Genomic DNA, 14705 nt, shown 5'->3' on the forward strand with positions numbered 1-14705 from the left:
TAGCATTTATATCTCACTGTTCTTGTTTTTTCTGTAGTTAAAGCTTCAGATTACTGCTGTGGCCGGGCGAGAGTTTAGCGGTAGGGTCCAAATAAACCTTAGCGTTATTAATGGCAGTAGGAGCTTCTCCGAAACCAACTGCAATAAGCTTTATTTTGCCGGGATAGCTTGTAATGTCTCCAGCTGCAAAGATCCCTTTAATATTCGTTTCCATTCGAGTATCAACGACGATAGAGCCGTTCTCCACCTCTAATCCCCATTCCAAAATGGGACCAAGCGAGGAAACAAAACCAAAATTAACGATGAGCGCGTCGCATGCGAGTTCGCGTGTTTCTCCTGTTTTGCCAAACGTAATCGTTATTTTCTCGATCTGTTCATCCCCATGCAGCTCTGTAATCTCCGCTGGTGTAATGACATTCACTTTTGATTTTAGAAGATTTTCGACGCTGTGCTCGTGAGCGCGGAACTTGTCCCGCCTATGAATGAGCGTAACCTCTTCAGCAATCGGTTCAAGCATAAGCGCCCAGTCGACCGCGGAATCTCCGCCTCCGTTAATGATCACCCTTTTGCCGCTATACTGATTCAAGTCACTTATAAAATACTGCAAGTTTGTGTTCTCGAAAGGTTTGGCTTCTGGAAGCTCTAATCGACGCGGCTCAAATGCGCCTATGCCGCCGGTAATAATGACAGATTTACTATAGTGTATTCCTTTATCGGTGATGATTTCAAAATGATGCTCGTCCTTCTTAATCACCTGCTGAACCTTCTCTTCCAGGCAAACCTGCACAGGGAAATGATTCATTTGTTCTTGTAAATTATGAATAAGCTGCTGAGCCGTCACCTTAGGGAATCCAGCAACATCATATATATATTTCTCAGGGTATAGAGCGGCCAACTGCCCGCCGAGCTGAGGCATACTGTCCAAAATTTTCACGCTTGCATGCCGCATCCCAGCATAAAACGCAGCGAACATCCCTGTTGGACCGCCGCCAATAATCGTTATATCTGTAAATAGATCTGGTTGTTCATTGCTCACGAAAGGTTCTCTCCCTTTTTATTTATATATAGTATATTAAAATATATAATAAATGTATCTTATCTGTTAGATCATGTCAACGCTGTGGATATGGTCATTGACAAAGAACAAATGACCTCAATATAATATACATTATAGTTTAAAAAGTATTTAATCGAAAACGGAATAAAAAACAGTATAAAATTGCGGGAGCGTGAAAATGGATGAAATTATTGGGCATTTCAGGTACTATTTTGGGATCAAAAACAGCTGCGGCTGTAGATGCGAGCTTAGACGTTGTCCGGAACAAATATCCGGATATTGAAGTGGATTTTCTGGATATGCGGCATTACAAAAACGTACAATTTTGCGACGGAAGCAATATATCCGACTACAATGAAGATACACAAAAGGTAATTGAGATGATAGCAGCTGCTGATTTCTATATTATCGGCACACCGATTTTTCAGTCTTCGATTACCGGCGTATTAAAAAATCTATTTGATCTCGTTCCCGTACCCAAAATATCGAATAAAGTAATGGGATTTATCGCTACTGGAGGAACCAGTCATCATTACCTCGTAGTTGAAAATCAGCTGAAGCCGATAGCTGGTTATTTTAGAGCTTATGTAGCACCGGGCCATGTTTATATCCATGATGAACATTTTGATGAGCAGCAGCAAATTGCAAATGAGGGCATCATTGCGCGTATCGAGAAATTAGCTGATGAAGTTGTATTTATGCAGACTAGGCTAAAAGGTTAAGCAAAGAATAGCTCGTTGTTATAAAAGAATAAATCATAATCGGTATGATCAATGTTCTTTGGATAAACTTCCGATATATGGTAACATGAAAATAGATCTGATTCTGATCTTCGCTTGATTGGAGCGGTTCTCCTTTTTTTCATAACAGATCGGGAGGTTATCATATATGAAAAAAGTATGTTTAATTGCGGGATCCACATTCCTTCTATCTGGAACTCTACTATTTGGTATTGTCTTTCTAGCCATTGCTAATTTTGCTGGAAAAATGACGGGATGGAGTGATCCGCCCGGTAAATTCGCAATAGCTATGGATGAGACGATGATGACAGCGCCTCATGTTATCAGCATTTTGTTCATGATTATAGGAATAATATTTTATGCTGTTGCTATTTATATGGCTTTGTCTATTAAGAAGGCAGAGGATAGCAGCAATGAAATAAGTGTGCAGTGAATGCTTTTGTTCTCTTAGTAAAAGTCTATATGCATATTAAACCGTCGAGCTCAGCGCTCGAACGGTTTTTTTTATGCCTAAAAACTACGCTTCATCTGGCCGTGTGCCAAATAACAGTTGGATAGTGCCATTTTATAATCGTTAAGGAGGAGAAAAGCCTATTTTTTATTTGTAAAATTTAACCGTAAAGAACTTATTATTGAAAAATGCTTGCTGTGGGAATGACACGAATGTAAAGAATGTTTTTCATCTATTTAACGAAGTAAAACTAAGCTTTTACGTTGGGAGGTGGGGCCTCAGGTAACGGCAATTAGGATGGGTTAAAAATGGAGAAAAGCACAATTTACTATGGGAGGCTCATTTGTGAAACAAAATCTTAAATCCACGCTGCTAACATTCATAATCGCTGTTGTGCTCTGCGCAATGCCGGTTGCTGCTATGGCAGAGGAAGCTGAAGCACCAGAAGCTTTAGGTAAAACATTTATAGATTTGCTGGACCAGAAGGATTCGGATCGCTGGTATGCTTCTAACGGATGGTCCAATGGCGGAACCTTTCTGAGCGGCTGGAGAGATGATCATGTCATTTTTGAAGACGGGAAATTGAAATTGTTGATTGACGACAAGCCGTGTGCACAGGATAAAGCGCAATGCTCCGATAAACCGTATGCTTCAGGGGAATATTCTACAACACAGCGCTACGGATACGGTAAGTTTGAGGTTCGAATGAAAGCGGTTAAAGGCGATGGAGTCGTAACCGGTTTTTTCACCTATGGCGCTGATTCAGACGGTAAGGCTGACGAGATCGATATTGAGATTTTAGGTAAAAACACGACGCAGTTCGAAACGAATTATTTTACAAAAGGTGTTGGCATGCATTCGACGATCATTCCTCTAGGGTTTGATGCAGCGGATGATTTCCATGATTACGCCTTTGAATGGGCGCCGGATTCAATCAAGTGGTATGTAGATGGCAAGCTCGTTCATACGGAAACCGGCTCGAGAGGAGAGCTCCCTTCAGCACCTGGCTATATGATTGCGAACATGTGGCCGGCTACCAAAACCAATGGCTGGGCGAACGAGTATGTGTATCCAGGGAAAACCCAGATCGCTGAGGTGGATCGAATCGCTTATACGCTGCCGAAGCAGCAGCCTGAAACGAATGTAGATCCTTCAACACCTGTAAAACAAGGTAAATCAGTAGATTTGCTAGTTGAAGATGCACGAGAACTAAAAGTATTCAAAATCGGACAAACAGAAATGGCACCGCTTCGTTTTGTTATGGAAAGTTTATTTGCAACGGTGAAATGGAATGCAGCTAAACAAGAAATCATCGTCAATGACAAATTGTCCAAATCCGAAATGGTCTTTAAGGTGAATTCGAACGTTGCTTTTATTAATGGGATAAAAACAATGATGAAAAATCCAGTCATTCTGAATAATGGCCATGCTTACGTACCACTGCTTGTTTTAACGGATGCGATCGGTGCTGACGTCATTCGGAAGGATGGAAAAGTAAGCATTAGCAGAGGAAACGAGTAAATTGAAAGCCTGTTTACCACTTTTTTTCGCAATACCAATCTGAGAAAGAGGTGTGTAATGATGAACAAGGCAAGCAATAGCAAAAAAAGAATGATGGTATGGCTCTTATCCTGTATGCTGCTTCTCTCTTTAATGATGCCGACTGTTACTTCTGCTGCTGATATTGCGTTTGATGAACCGTTGAATGGGATTAACAATAATTTGTTCTATACGTCGGATGGCTGGGGCAACGGAGTGGACTTTGGCGTTGGCTGGCGGGCAGCGAATCAAGAGTTTAGTAATGGAATTATGGCGCTTCGTTTGGACAATACGGGCTGCCCTACCAATTGCGCTGGCAAAAATTATGCTTCCGGCGAATATGCAACGAATGTGAAATATGGATACGGTCGTGTTGAAGCGCGCATTAAAGCGGCTAAGGGTACAGGGCTTGTTACAGCACTCTTTACGTATTCGGGTCAAGCGACAAACACGTCAAACGATGAAATTGACATTGAAATATTAGGCAAGGATACGACTAAGCTGGAAGCGAACTACTTCACAAACGGTGTAGGCCAGCATAGCACGATTATTGATCTTGGATTCGACTCTTCCTTGGCCTTCCATAACTATGCCTTCGAATGGTCTCCTACGTATATCAAATGGTTTGTTGATGGTAATTTGGTGCATACAGAGAACGGCTCGCGAGGCGCGCTTCCTACAAGTCCAGGTCATATTATGGCCAATTTATGGTCAGGCGCAGGACCTGCTGAAGTCTGGACCGGGCCGTTCGTCTATCCAGGCACGCCGATTCGGGCGTATTACGATTGGATTAAATTTACGCCAGCAAGCGAGCTTCCTCCGGGAGAAGCAGAAGGAACGGGGCTTACTGCCAATTACTTTAACAACATGGATTTCACCTCGTTAAAAGCGACTAGAACCGATGCAACCGTGAACTTCGATTGGGGTTTAGGGGCTCCTATGACCAGTATGGATGCAGATACCTTCTCCGTAAGATGGACGGGCAAAGTGAAGCCTCAATATACAGGAACCTATACTTTTTATACGAGCAGCGATGATGGGGTTCGGCTATGGGTGAACAATCAGCTCATCATTAATAAGTGGGTGGATCAAGCGACGACGGAATGGTCTGGAACGATTCAATTAACAGCGGGGCAGAAGTACGATATTAAGCTTGAATATTACGACAATACGGAAGACGCCATCGCTAAGTTGTCTTGGTCGAGTCCGCTTCAAGCGAAACAAATCATCCCGCAAAATAGATTGTATTTGAATTAATGGCAGTATGATCCTCCGTGACGAAATCTGTTGCGGGGGATCATTTTTAAAAGGGAGTAATGACAAAAGGAGAGATTTATTATGAACATGAAAAGGCCGGTATTTGTAACACTGCTCATCATGATTTTATTTATCGTTGCTGCTTGCGGTTCAAGTAATGGGAGTGCTGAGGCGGAAAAGCCAGCAGCTTCTGACACGCCATCCGAAGTGGCTAATGGACTTAAGGGAGAGTTTGAAATCCAATATTTTGTCGGGGGTTATGGGGATGCTTGGTGGATTGATGTTATTGATCAATTCCAGAAGCTAAATCCTGATCTGAAAATCAAGCAATCCGCTGGCCCCAAAATTAACGATCAAATGAAACCGAGATGGATTCAAGGCAATCCTCCGGACCTCATTTACATAGATGGAGCTGGATCAAATCCGAGGCAGATGGTAGAAGACGACCAGCTTCTGGATCTATCGGATTGGATTCATGAAGCGAGCAACGTAGACGGAGAGAAAATTACTGATGTTATGATCGCAAGCCCTGAGCAATACGGCGGCAAAACCTATAATATTCCGCTTGTATTCGGCTCATATGGCACATTCTACGATGCAGCGTTGTTTGAGAAAAATGGATGGGCTGTTCCTACAGACTTTGATCGTTTCTTGGAGGTAAGTGAGAAAATAAAAGCTGCTGGTATTAGTCCTTATATTCATACAGGTGTATATCCGGATTACATTCTTGGCGGCTTCGTATATCCAGCGATTATATCGGCGAACGGAGATAATGGGCAAATTCTGAAAGACATGGGTGACATGAAAGAAGGCATTTTCAAAAGCGAGCCCGTTCTTAAAGCGCTTCGTCAATTAAGCGAGATTTCCGCTAAGGGTCTAATTGATAAAGGTGCTCCTGCGCTTAACCATACAGATTCTCAGATGCAATTTCTACAGCACAAGGCTGCTATGATTCCGAATGGGCTATGGCTGGAAAGCGAAATGAAAAATGATGCGCCATCTGATTTTAAGTATGGGTTCGTTCCTTCAATAACCCAAGCGAAGGGCGGGAAATTCATAGCGTTGCCGTACACAAGTACGATGGCGATTGCCAAAAAAGCGAAAAATCCTGAAGCTGCCAAAGCGTTCATCGAATTTATTTTCACCAAAAAAGCGTCTTTGAACTGGGCGGAGAAAACCGGTGCTCTCATGAACGTGAAAGTAGATTTGGAATCTTCCAATGCTGGAGATACGGCCAAAAATGCTATGAAATATTACAATAGCGACAATACGATTGTCGCACCTGTAGTTGTGTTTAATGCTGATGTATTCAAGGTGATGAGTGATGCAACGATAGCTTTAACGATCAACAAAATCACACCGGAAGAGTGGACGGAGCGGGTTGAGGCAGCAGCAGCCAAGGCTAGAAAGTAAGCCATTAGCAATCTAGTTATTTCAGGTAAAGGATGAGCGTCAATGTCGCGTCAAGCACAAAGAAAGCTATTCATTATTATATTCCTTATTCCAACGTTCCTCTTCTTCTGCCTTTTTGCACTGTTTCCCATTTCCAAAGGCATATACATCTCTTTGTTTGACTGGTCTGGCAGTTCTGAGCACATGACTTATATTGGTTTGGACAACTTTAAGGCTCTGATTCAGGATCCGATCGTATGGAGAGCGATTGGCAACGATTATTTTCTAGTCATTGGGAAAGTAATTGGAATCATTCTGTTAGCTACTTTCTTCGCTGTTGCAGTTACTAGGCTCAGAGTGCGGGGGCAGCAGTTTTTTAGATTAGTCTTTTTTCTTCCGAATTTGATCTCAATTGTGGTTATAGGTGTGTTATGGCGATTTGTTTATAATCCGAGCATCGGCTTTCTTAATTCGTTTCTTGGGATATTCACGAATGCCCATAACAATAGGCCTTGGCTAGGGGAAGAAGGAACGGCATTATGGTCGATCTTATGGCCCTCGATTTGGGCTGGGGTAGGATTTTATTTTCTGCTGCTCGTTGCCAGCATTCTTAGCATACCGGCTTCTTTGTACGAGGCCGCTGAAATGGATGGAGCCTCGCCTAATCGACAGTTTTGGAGGATTACGCTTCCCTTGATCTGGGAGCAGGTTAAGGTCAGCATTCTTCATATTGTGATGACGACTTTAAACGGCGCCTTCGTGATGGTTTTATTGATGACGGAAGGGGGACCAGATAATTCAACGCAAGTGCTTGGTTCCTATTTGTACCAAATGGGATTCCGTCAATTTCATATGGGTTACGCTGCAGCACTTGGTGTATTGATCTTGATCTTATCCCTAGCAACAACGCTAGTCTTGCAGCGAGTGCTTCGACGCGATAGCATTGAATTTTCATAGAGGAGATGCATGTATGAGCTTCAGTCAGCCTTCACGAATATTTAGGACAGCAGCCATCCTCGTTCTTCTTCTGTGGACCTCGGCTGTACTTTATCCGCTGCTTTGGACATTACTAAGCGCTTTAAAAAATAATACGCAATTTTTAACGAACAAACCTTGGTCACTGCCTGAATTTCCGCTTTACTGGAGCAACTTTTCTTATGTGTGGAAAACCTATCATTTTGGCGACTATTTTTTGAATTCCGTATACATTACTTTAATGAGCTCATGTTTATCCATTTTGTTATCGGCTACAACTGCATATGTTATAGCGCGTTTCAAGTTCAGCGGCAGCCAGTTGATGTATATGGTCTATTTGTCCTCAATGATGATCCCTCTTATTTTAGGGCTGGTTCCGTTGTTCTTTCTACTAAACGATTTGTACTTAATTAATAAACTAAACGGATTAGTACTTGTATATACAGCGTGGTCATTGCCGTTTGGCGTTTTTGTTTTGGTCAGTTTTTTTAAATCGCTGCCGAAGGAATTGGAGGAAGCCTCCTATATTGATGGGGCGGGGTATTTTAGAACCTTTTTTCAAATTATGCTGCCGATGGCTCGATCCGGTATGATTCCCATTTTGATTATGAACGCTTTGAACAATTGGAACGAGTACATCATGGGGACGATCTTCGTGAATGAGCCTTCCAAGTACACACTGCCTGTTGGAATTGCGATCATGCAGGGGGAGATGCAGTACCGAACCGAATGGGGGCCATTGTTCGCTGGACTGTTAATTTCAATGTTGCCTGTTGTACTCGTCTATGCTTTTTTTCAAAGATATATTGTAGCTGGAATAACTGCTGGTGCGGTAAAATAATGATTACTTGCGACAAACAATCGGCTTTGGGCGAAATATTTTGCCTAGAGGCGGTTGTTTTTTTATATAAAGATGACATGTTTTTTAAGATTGAATCGTGTTCGTTATCTCATGTTTGGATAAAAAACTCGCATGAGAATGGACATTGTATCCCAAAACCATAATGATATAATTGCTCATGAACGAAATGAGAATGATAATCAATGAAAACATTTCGTTACGACAATACATATACAGGAGTGGGTAAAATATGTTTCGGCATACAGGTTCACGCAGCTTCATCGTAAGGGGTCTCATTTCTCTACTGATTGTTTTCATGGCACTTACGGCATGCAGCACGCCGCAAGATGAGAAGAAAGAAGCAGCGAACAAAGAAAATGCTGTGAATACGCAAACAGACAAAGCCGCAGAGAATGGCATAGAAGTGGAAACGAATGAGAATGAAACCCGCGTAGTGAAGGATTTTTTTGGCGAGGTTGAAATTCCGGTTAAACCAAAGCGAATAGCTGCTATCTATTTGGAGGATTATTTAGTCACTCTTGGCGTGGAGCCTGTTGTACAGTGGTACCATCCGATGTGGGGCAAACAGGAATATTTGAATTTAGATGTTCCTCCATTTGATATAACAGGAAGCATTGAAGCGCTGCTAGATGCAGAACCTGATCTTATTATTACAGATGGTTTTGTAGATGCAGCTATCTATGAAAAATACTCTAAGGTAGCACCGACCTTTCGGATGCCTGACGACATTTTGATGAGCAGCTCCTCCGATATTCTTCTTAAGATTGCTGATCTAATTGGTGAACAAGAGAAAGCCGAGAAGCTGGTGAAGGACTACGAGCAGCAAATCGCGGATACAAAAAGCAAGCTGAAAGCAGCGATTGGAGAAGAATCAGTTGCTGTGTTGCGACTTAATATCGGTGAGACTGACCTCAATCTTCTTGGAATTAAGAACAAATTTATTGGTTCTATCCTTTACAAAGAATTAGGCTTAACTCCTCCAAAGATGGTTGCGGATATGGAAGCCTTTATTGATACGATCTCCATGGAGAAGCTTCCTGATCTTAATGCGGACCATATCATTATTTTAACTTCAAATGGATCTTGGTCATCGGCCGAGAATCAAGAATCCATTAAAAATCTATTCGATAGTCCGATTTGGCAAAGCGTCCCTGCCATAAAGAAAGGAAATGTTTATCAAGTGGATCGGACCTATTGGCAGACGGGCGCTTTCACGGCTAACCAACTCAAGATTAAAGATTTGGAAAAATTTTTGCTGAAGTAACATTCGCGCCATAATTACAATTTTATCGGAAGAGCATTTCAACGAACAGTTGAAGTGCTCTTCTTTATCGTTTATAGTAATTTTAATGATAATCATTCTCATGGAAAGGAGGGCTTATGAATCTATGCAAGAGACAAACGCCAATACGATTACATCTCCAAGCAAAATCTATCGCTTAACCGGAGTGAAATATAAGGAATCTGAACCCTATGAACAACAAAAAGCGAAAAAAGATGATTGCTATCGATTGTTTGTCATTATGGACGGGAGAGGGCGCCTCGTTCTAGATGGATGCGGTTACCAGCTCGAGCGCGGCAAATGTTTTATTTCCGAGCCAGGGGCAACCATTACAAATGAAGTCGGCAGCAGCGGACTCATTCATTATGAACTGAGCTTTGAGATTCTTTACATTGGAAAAGATGGTCGGGCCGCTTCGGATAGCGAATGGAGTACTTCATTCCCATGTACAGGAGAAGTGGTGTGCCAACCATTTTCCCAGTGCTTGGAGTGGGTTGAGAGGCTGAATAGCTTTAGCTTATCGGACACTAGTGATGAGCTGGACGATTTGGATCAACAAATATGCTTTCAACAATTGCTCCGACATATTCTCATGCACAATCTGACCATTTCTCATGCCCAGAGCAGTCGGAAAGCGGTTGAAGCTACAATTGATCGACTAAATCATGACTATCGCAACGAATGGTCGGTGGGCCAGCTGGCTAATTTGACCGATGTTGGCCGCACACACTATTCGCGTTTGTTCAAAGAGATAACGGGTCAGGTGCCGCTGCAGTACTTATCCGGCATTCGAATTAATCAAGCGAAGCATTTGCTGCAAGCAACCGATGATCGTTTGTCCGATATTGCACAGAACGCCGGATTTGGCGATGAGTTTTATTTTAACCGCCGCTTCAAGAAGACGGTCGGCATATCGCCAGGACAATACCGAAGGCATTATCGAGAGGAGATCCGTGTATTCGCACCGTTTCTTGAAGATTTTCTGGTAACGCTTGGCGTTACGCCTATCCTGCAGTGCTCCATAACGAATTGGGGAAAACAGTCGTATTTGGGGCTTGAGCATATTCCCGCAATAGAGATTTCCGATAAATATGCTGCTCAGCTGCCGATAAAGCCGGACTTTATTTTGGTAGACAACGGCTTTCCAGATAAATGGGACCATCATCTGTTGGAGGAACAGGCTCCGCTCTACAAAATGTCCAATGAGGGGGAAGATTGGCAGGAGACTTTGCGAATCATGGCAGATCTAATTGGGAGAGGAAAAAACGTAAAAGTCGTTGATATTATAGCGAAGTATGAAAAAAAAGCAGAAGCTGCTCGGAAAAAGCTTCGCCCGATTCATCATCAAACGACCGTTTTTCTGCGAATTCAAGCCAATGGAATATTGCTGTACGGCGGTCCGGATAAGGGATACACGGGGCCCGTTCTCTATAGTGACCTGGGAATGACGCCTCATCCGCTTGTAAAGCAATTGACAAAGAGCACAAGGACAGCCGTGCTAACACCAGAATTGCTCGCGCAGATCGATGCTGATAATGTGTTCGTCACTTTTGAAATTTCAGAACAAGAGAAAAGGAAGCTTTACGCGACGCCACATTGGCAATCGCTTCCCGCAGTACGTCATAACCGTGTATTCGAGGTTGATTTTCTGAGCTGGATGAATTACGGCGTCCTCGCCCATAGCCTGAAAATCGATGATGTCCTGCGTGCGCTTGGCTAGATAAGGAAGAGCGTGAAGGAGGCTGAAACGATTATAAAAAGTACAAAAAAACGGTGTTTAAGCAAAAAAATAAGCCAGCTTAAAGACTTCGCACGAGTCCAATAAGCTGGCTTATTTTCAATTATTCGTTTTATAGATGAAGCTCGGCAGTCAAGACGGCAGTCCCTCGCGGCAATTTACCGAAAGCATCTGGTTCTTGGGTAATCGCGATTTGATCATAACCCTTCAAGTTCTGGTCGAGTGTGAAATACAAGCCGCCTTTTCCATCCACCGGGTAGAAGGTTCCTGCGTTTATGACGTCCTGACCTTTCTTCATCAGCCATACCTGAAATGCTTCGTTTTCCTTGATTTGCGGAAGCTTCTCGGCCTGCACGAGCAAATGTGTTCCTTTGCTGTCAATGACGATGGTAGCGAGGCCTTGGGCAATAATATTTTGTGCCGCCGAGCTTAAGCTGACAGCCTGATTCGTCTGCAAGCCCTGTGGAGGATCATTCATCTGGGCGAGCGTGAGCTCATTACTGAGGTCTGACACCTGATCTCTTAATGTGAAAATATACACGCATAATAGAAGCACCGCTGCCGCAAGCCCAATATTTAACCAGCTATTGTAGTTTCGACGCTTTGCGTCGGCTTGAATTACGGAGAGGGGGCGCTTTGCGTTTTCGGGTTCTTGAGTTGGAATAGCAGACTTAGGTTGTTCAAATGGCTGTGCAGCCGTCTCTTGTGACTGTAAAATAGAACCGAGAATCCGATCCTTCATTCCTGTAGGAACGGCGACTGGCTCGGACGATAGCGGCAGCATATCGACGATTTCTTTAAGCTCCGCGACTTGCTCGGTGCATGCCGCACAAGATTTAAGATGCTGTTCGAAAGCTTTAGCCTCCGCTTCATCAAGACCGCCAAGCGCATACATTTCCACATCATCGCATAGATTTGTTTCTTGTTTCATAACTTTGCCCCTCCTCTCCGATATCTTCAAGCTGCAACTTCAGTGCTTTCATGGCTAGCCTAACTCTACTTTTAACCGTTCCGAGCGGAATGTCGCAGTTCACGGACACTTCCTGCTGCGTATATCCGCCAAAATAAATAAGTTCGACGACTTGATGCTGATCTTGGCTTAAATTCCGCATTGCCTCACGAATCTGTTCGCCAATGACCTTGGTTTCCACGGCAGTCTCTGTGTCCGCCGAGTCATCCGGCGTTCGGTTCAATTGCTCCGTCTCAACAACCTGCTGCGAGGTTCGAATTTGCCTTCGCCGTAATCCATCTATCGCTATATTTCTAGTTAACGTAAACATCCAGCTGGATAGCTTACCTTGATCTTCGTCATACTTCTCTGCTGCGTTCCATATTCGCAAGAATAGCTCCTGTAATATTTCTTCAGCCAGCATGGAATCTTTAACGATTCGGTAGGCGAATGTGTACATGGGACGCTCATATCTTTCGTATATAAGCTGCAAAGCATTGGAATCTTTGCGGCCAATACGCTTCATTAATTGTAAATCCGTCAGTTCATCCGACATACTAGAGCTGTTCCCCCTTTACACACCCCCTCATTATAATATAAAAATCCTGTTCCGGTATAGAATTACCAGAACAGGACAAGTATGCTGCGAGTTTCGGAATGTATTTACATCTACATGGCTTTAGTCAACACGATTGACCAGTCAGCCTTGTTCCAATTTAGGTCCCAACCTAGCAATTCCGCGATGAAACGAAGAGGGACTTGTGTGCGTCCTTTATGAACGAATACGGAAGCATCGAGCTTGACGTTCTTTCCATTGATACTAGCCATATCTTTGCCGAGCCAGAAGACAACCTTGTCGTCACCTACTTTTACTTCAACCGTGCTAGTGGAGGGATTCCATTTCAAATCGGCGCCAAGTGCCGTAGTCAATGCTCTTAAGGATACGAATGTCGTTCCGTTCTTAAGGGTTGGCGGAACGTCCATTTTCACATGATTGCCGTTTACTTTAGCAGTATAACCATTGATTTGAAGCCAAATGGTTTGAACGTTGTTCGGGTTTTCCGGTTTTGTGACAGGAGGCTGAACTTTGAATAGTTCCGGCTTCTGAGCCACGATGGCACCGCTCAGTGCTTTGCCTACTCCAAACATGAGGCTGTATCCTTTGTCATAGCTGACATACAGGCCATTTGCATCTTTGGCTCTATAGAGATCAAATGCTTCAAGTACAAGTCTTTCATGCTCTGCTACAGCAGCTGTTGCAGCCGAAGCGGGAAGCTTGCCTTCTGTGGCAGCGCCAAGGAAATTACCGAAATCTACAGAAAATTTGCTTAGCTTAGCTCTAGCTTTCGCGCTTGCATCGGCATCTCCGGCAAGAGCTGCCTTCACGATTTCGTCTTGTGCGTTAATATGGTCACCAAGCCAGATCGCTTTGAAGGCATCTCCGCCTGCTGCACCATAAACGGATGCGATGGCTGCTGTCAAACCTGATGTATTGGCGTTTTCGGCCTCGATTATCGCGCTGTAGGCAGGGGACTTATCGGAGCCTTTTTGCATGCTGAACACAGCAAGGGCATAATGTTCTGCTGCGAGATAATTTAGCGCTGATCTTAGATCGCCGGCCGGAGTGTCCGATTTTGTGCCGTTAAATTTTTCTGGCATTTGAGTGACGATCGCACCTGACAATGCATCACTTATCGTGAACATATAGCTTAAACCTTCACGATATTTGGCAAGCGAGCTCTTATAGTTGCCTGCGATATAATAGTCGAACACCTGCTGCACCTGCTTCTCATGTGTACGAAGCACGTTTTGCGCTGCCGTTGCAGGCAGCTTGCCTGCAGTAGCAGTCCCTAGGAAGTTACCGAGTTCAACTGCGAACTCTTCAATTTCTTGCGCGACCATCGCTTTATCAGCGGCATTGCCCGTTTTAACAGCAGTAACATAATCTTTGGTATAGTTTAGATGTCCGCTAAAAATGCGGTCAAATTCTTTCGCCCCGGCATCTCCATAGACAGAAGTGATAGCTGGGATCATATCTTTTGCATTTTTCTCTAAGGCGGCTTGCGCCGCGGCGGCGTCAAACGAGTTATCGTATTTCTTGATCATCGCATCGACTGCGAGGGTGAAATGCTCTGAAAGCGAGTAGTCCAATGTCGACCTGAGCTCTACAGCCGGCGTTTCGGATGAAGGCGTCAGCGGCTCCGCTGCACTTACGCTAGCCGCGCCAGAAAACGCAGGGATTAATAAAGATAAGCTAAGTACAGGGGCAATTAATCTTTTAAGTTTCATGAATCATTCACTCTCCTCATATTTTGTTGTTTTCCGTTCCTAATAGGCCTAACGGAGCTAATGAAATTTTGGATCACTATTATTTCGATTTTTTTTCGAATAACAAAAAGACGGACAAATGAGAAACCATTTGTCCGTCTTTTTTGTATCGATGAAGTTATTTAGCAGCTGCTA

Annotated in this window: 13 protein-coding genes; 9 read left to right on the top strand and 4 right to left on the bottom strand. The window is 43.6% G+C overall.

Annotated features, from left to right (window positions below):
• Window positions 1-37: 37 nt before the first annotated feature.
• Window positions 38-1036, bottom strand: coding sequence for an NAD(P)/FAD-dependent oxidoreductase (locus ACIFSR_RS22730; protein WP_339204366.1), 999 nt, complete (start codon window positions 1034-1036; stop codon window positions 38-40).
• A gap of 203 nt (window positions 1037-1239) precedes the next feature.
• On the opposite strand from ACIFSR_RS22730, the gene ACIFSR_RS22735 reads away from it, so the two are divergent.
• The 9 genes from ACIFSR_RS22735 (at window position 1240) to ACIFSR_RS22775 (ending at window position 11275) form a co-directional block, all read left to right on the top strand.
• Complete coding sequence (locus ACIFSR_RS22735) at window positions 1240-1779, top strand: NADPH-dependent FMN reductase (protein ID WP_430060096.1); 540 nt, start codon at window positions 1240-1242, stop codon at window positions 1777-1779.
• A gap of 166 nt (window positions 1780-1945) precedes the next feature.
• On the top strand, window positions 1946-2230 hold the full coding sequence (locus tag ACIFSR_RS22740; protein WP_430060098.1) for a hypothetical protein: 285 nt from the start codon (window positions 1946-1948) through the stop codon (window positions 2228-2230).
• Window positions 2231-2593: 363 nt separating this feature from the next.
• Window positions 2594-3769 carry a family 16 glycosylhydrolase gene (locus tag ACIFSR_RS22745; RefSeq protein ID WP_339204363.1) on the top strand — a complete coding sequence of 392 codons (1176 nt, stop codon included), beginning with the start codon at window positions 2594-2596 and terminating at the stop codon, window positions 3767-3769.
• Between the two features lie 57 nt (window positions 3770-3826).
• Window positions 3827-5044 (top strand): beta-glucanase, encoded by a 1218-nt coding sequence (gene bglS / locus ACIFSR_RS22750; protein WP_339204362.1) that lies wholly within the window; start codon window positions 3827-3829, stop codon window positions 5042-5044.
• Between the two features lie 81 nt (window positions 5045-5125).
• Entirely contained in the window at window positions 5126-6457 is a 1332-nt protein-coding gene (locus ACIFSR_RS22755) for an ABC transporter substrate-binding protein (protein ID WP_339204361.1), read from the top strand.
• A 42-nt stretch (window positions 6458-6499) separates the two neighbouring features.
• Window positions 6500-7393, top strand: coding sequence for a carbohydrate ABC transporter permease (locus tag ACIFSR_RS22760; RefSeq protein ID WP_430060101.1), 894 nt, complete (start codon window positions 6500-6502; stop codon window positions 7391-7393).
• Between the two features lie 13 nt (window positions 7394-7406).
• Window positions 7407-8252: a carbohydrate ABC transporter permease gene (locus ACIFSR_RS22765; RefSeq protein ID WP_430060103.1), complete on the top strand. Its 846-nt coding sequence runs from the start codon at window positions 7407-7409 to the stop codon at window positions 8250-8252.
• A 250-nt stretch (window positions 8253-8502) separates the two neighbouring features.
• Window positions 8503-9537, top strand: coding sequence for an ABC transporter substrate-binding protein (locus ACIFSR_RS22770; RefSeq protein WP_339204358.1), 1035 nt, complete (start codon window positions 8503-8505; stop codon window positions 9535-9537).
• A gap of 124 nt (window positions 9538-9661) precedes the next feature.
• Window positions 9662-11275 carry a helix-turn-helix domain-containing protein gene (locus ACIFSR_RS22775; RefSeq protein WP_430060104.1) on the top strand — a complete coding sequence of 538 codons (1614 nt, stop codon included), beginning with the start codon at window positions 9662-9664 and terminating at the stop codon, window positions 11273-11275.
• Window positions 11276-11405: 130 nt separating this feature from the next.
• Here ACIFSR_RS22775 and ACIFSR_RS22780 read toward each other — a convergent pair whose 3' ends face one another.
• From ACIFSR_RS22780 to ACIFSR_RS22790, 3 genes are all read right to left on the bottom strand, one after another.
• Window positions 11406-12224 carry an anti-sigma factor gene (locus tag ACIFSR_RS22780; protein ID WP_430060106.1) on the bottom strand — a complete coding sequence of 273 codons (819 nt, stop codon included), beginning with the start codon at window positions 12222-12224 and terminating at the stop codon, window positions 11406-11408.
• Window positions 12196-12798: an RNA polymerase sigma factor gene (locus ACIFSR_RS22785; RefSeq protein ID WP_430060108.1), complete on the bottom strand. Its 603-nt coding sequence runs from the start codon at window positions 12796-12798 to the stop codon at window positions 12196-12198. Before ACIFSR_RS22785 ends, ACIFSR_RS22780 begins: the two co-directional genes overlap by 29 nt.
• 113 nt (window positions 12799-12911) lie before the next feature.
• A complete protein-coding gene (locus tag ACIFSR_RS22790) occupies window positions 12912-14531 on the bottom strand; it encodes a copper amine oxidase N-terminal domain-containing protein (protein WP_430060109.1) in 1620 nt (539 codons plus the stop codon).
• Window positions 14532-14705 lie beyond the last annotated feature (174 nt).

The organism is Paenibacillus sp. NRS-1760, assembly GCF_050467785.1.
Classification (GTDB): domain Bacteria; phylum Bacillota; class Bacilli; order Paenibacillales; family Paenibacillaceae; genus Pristimantibacillus.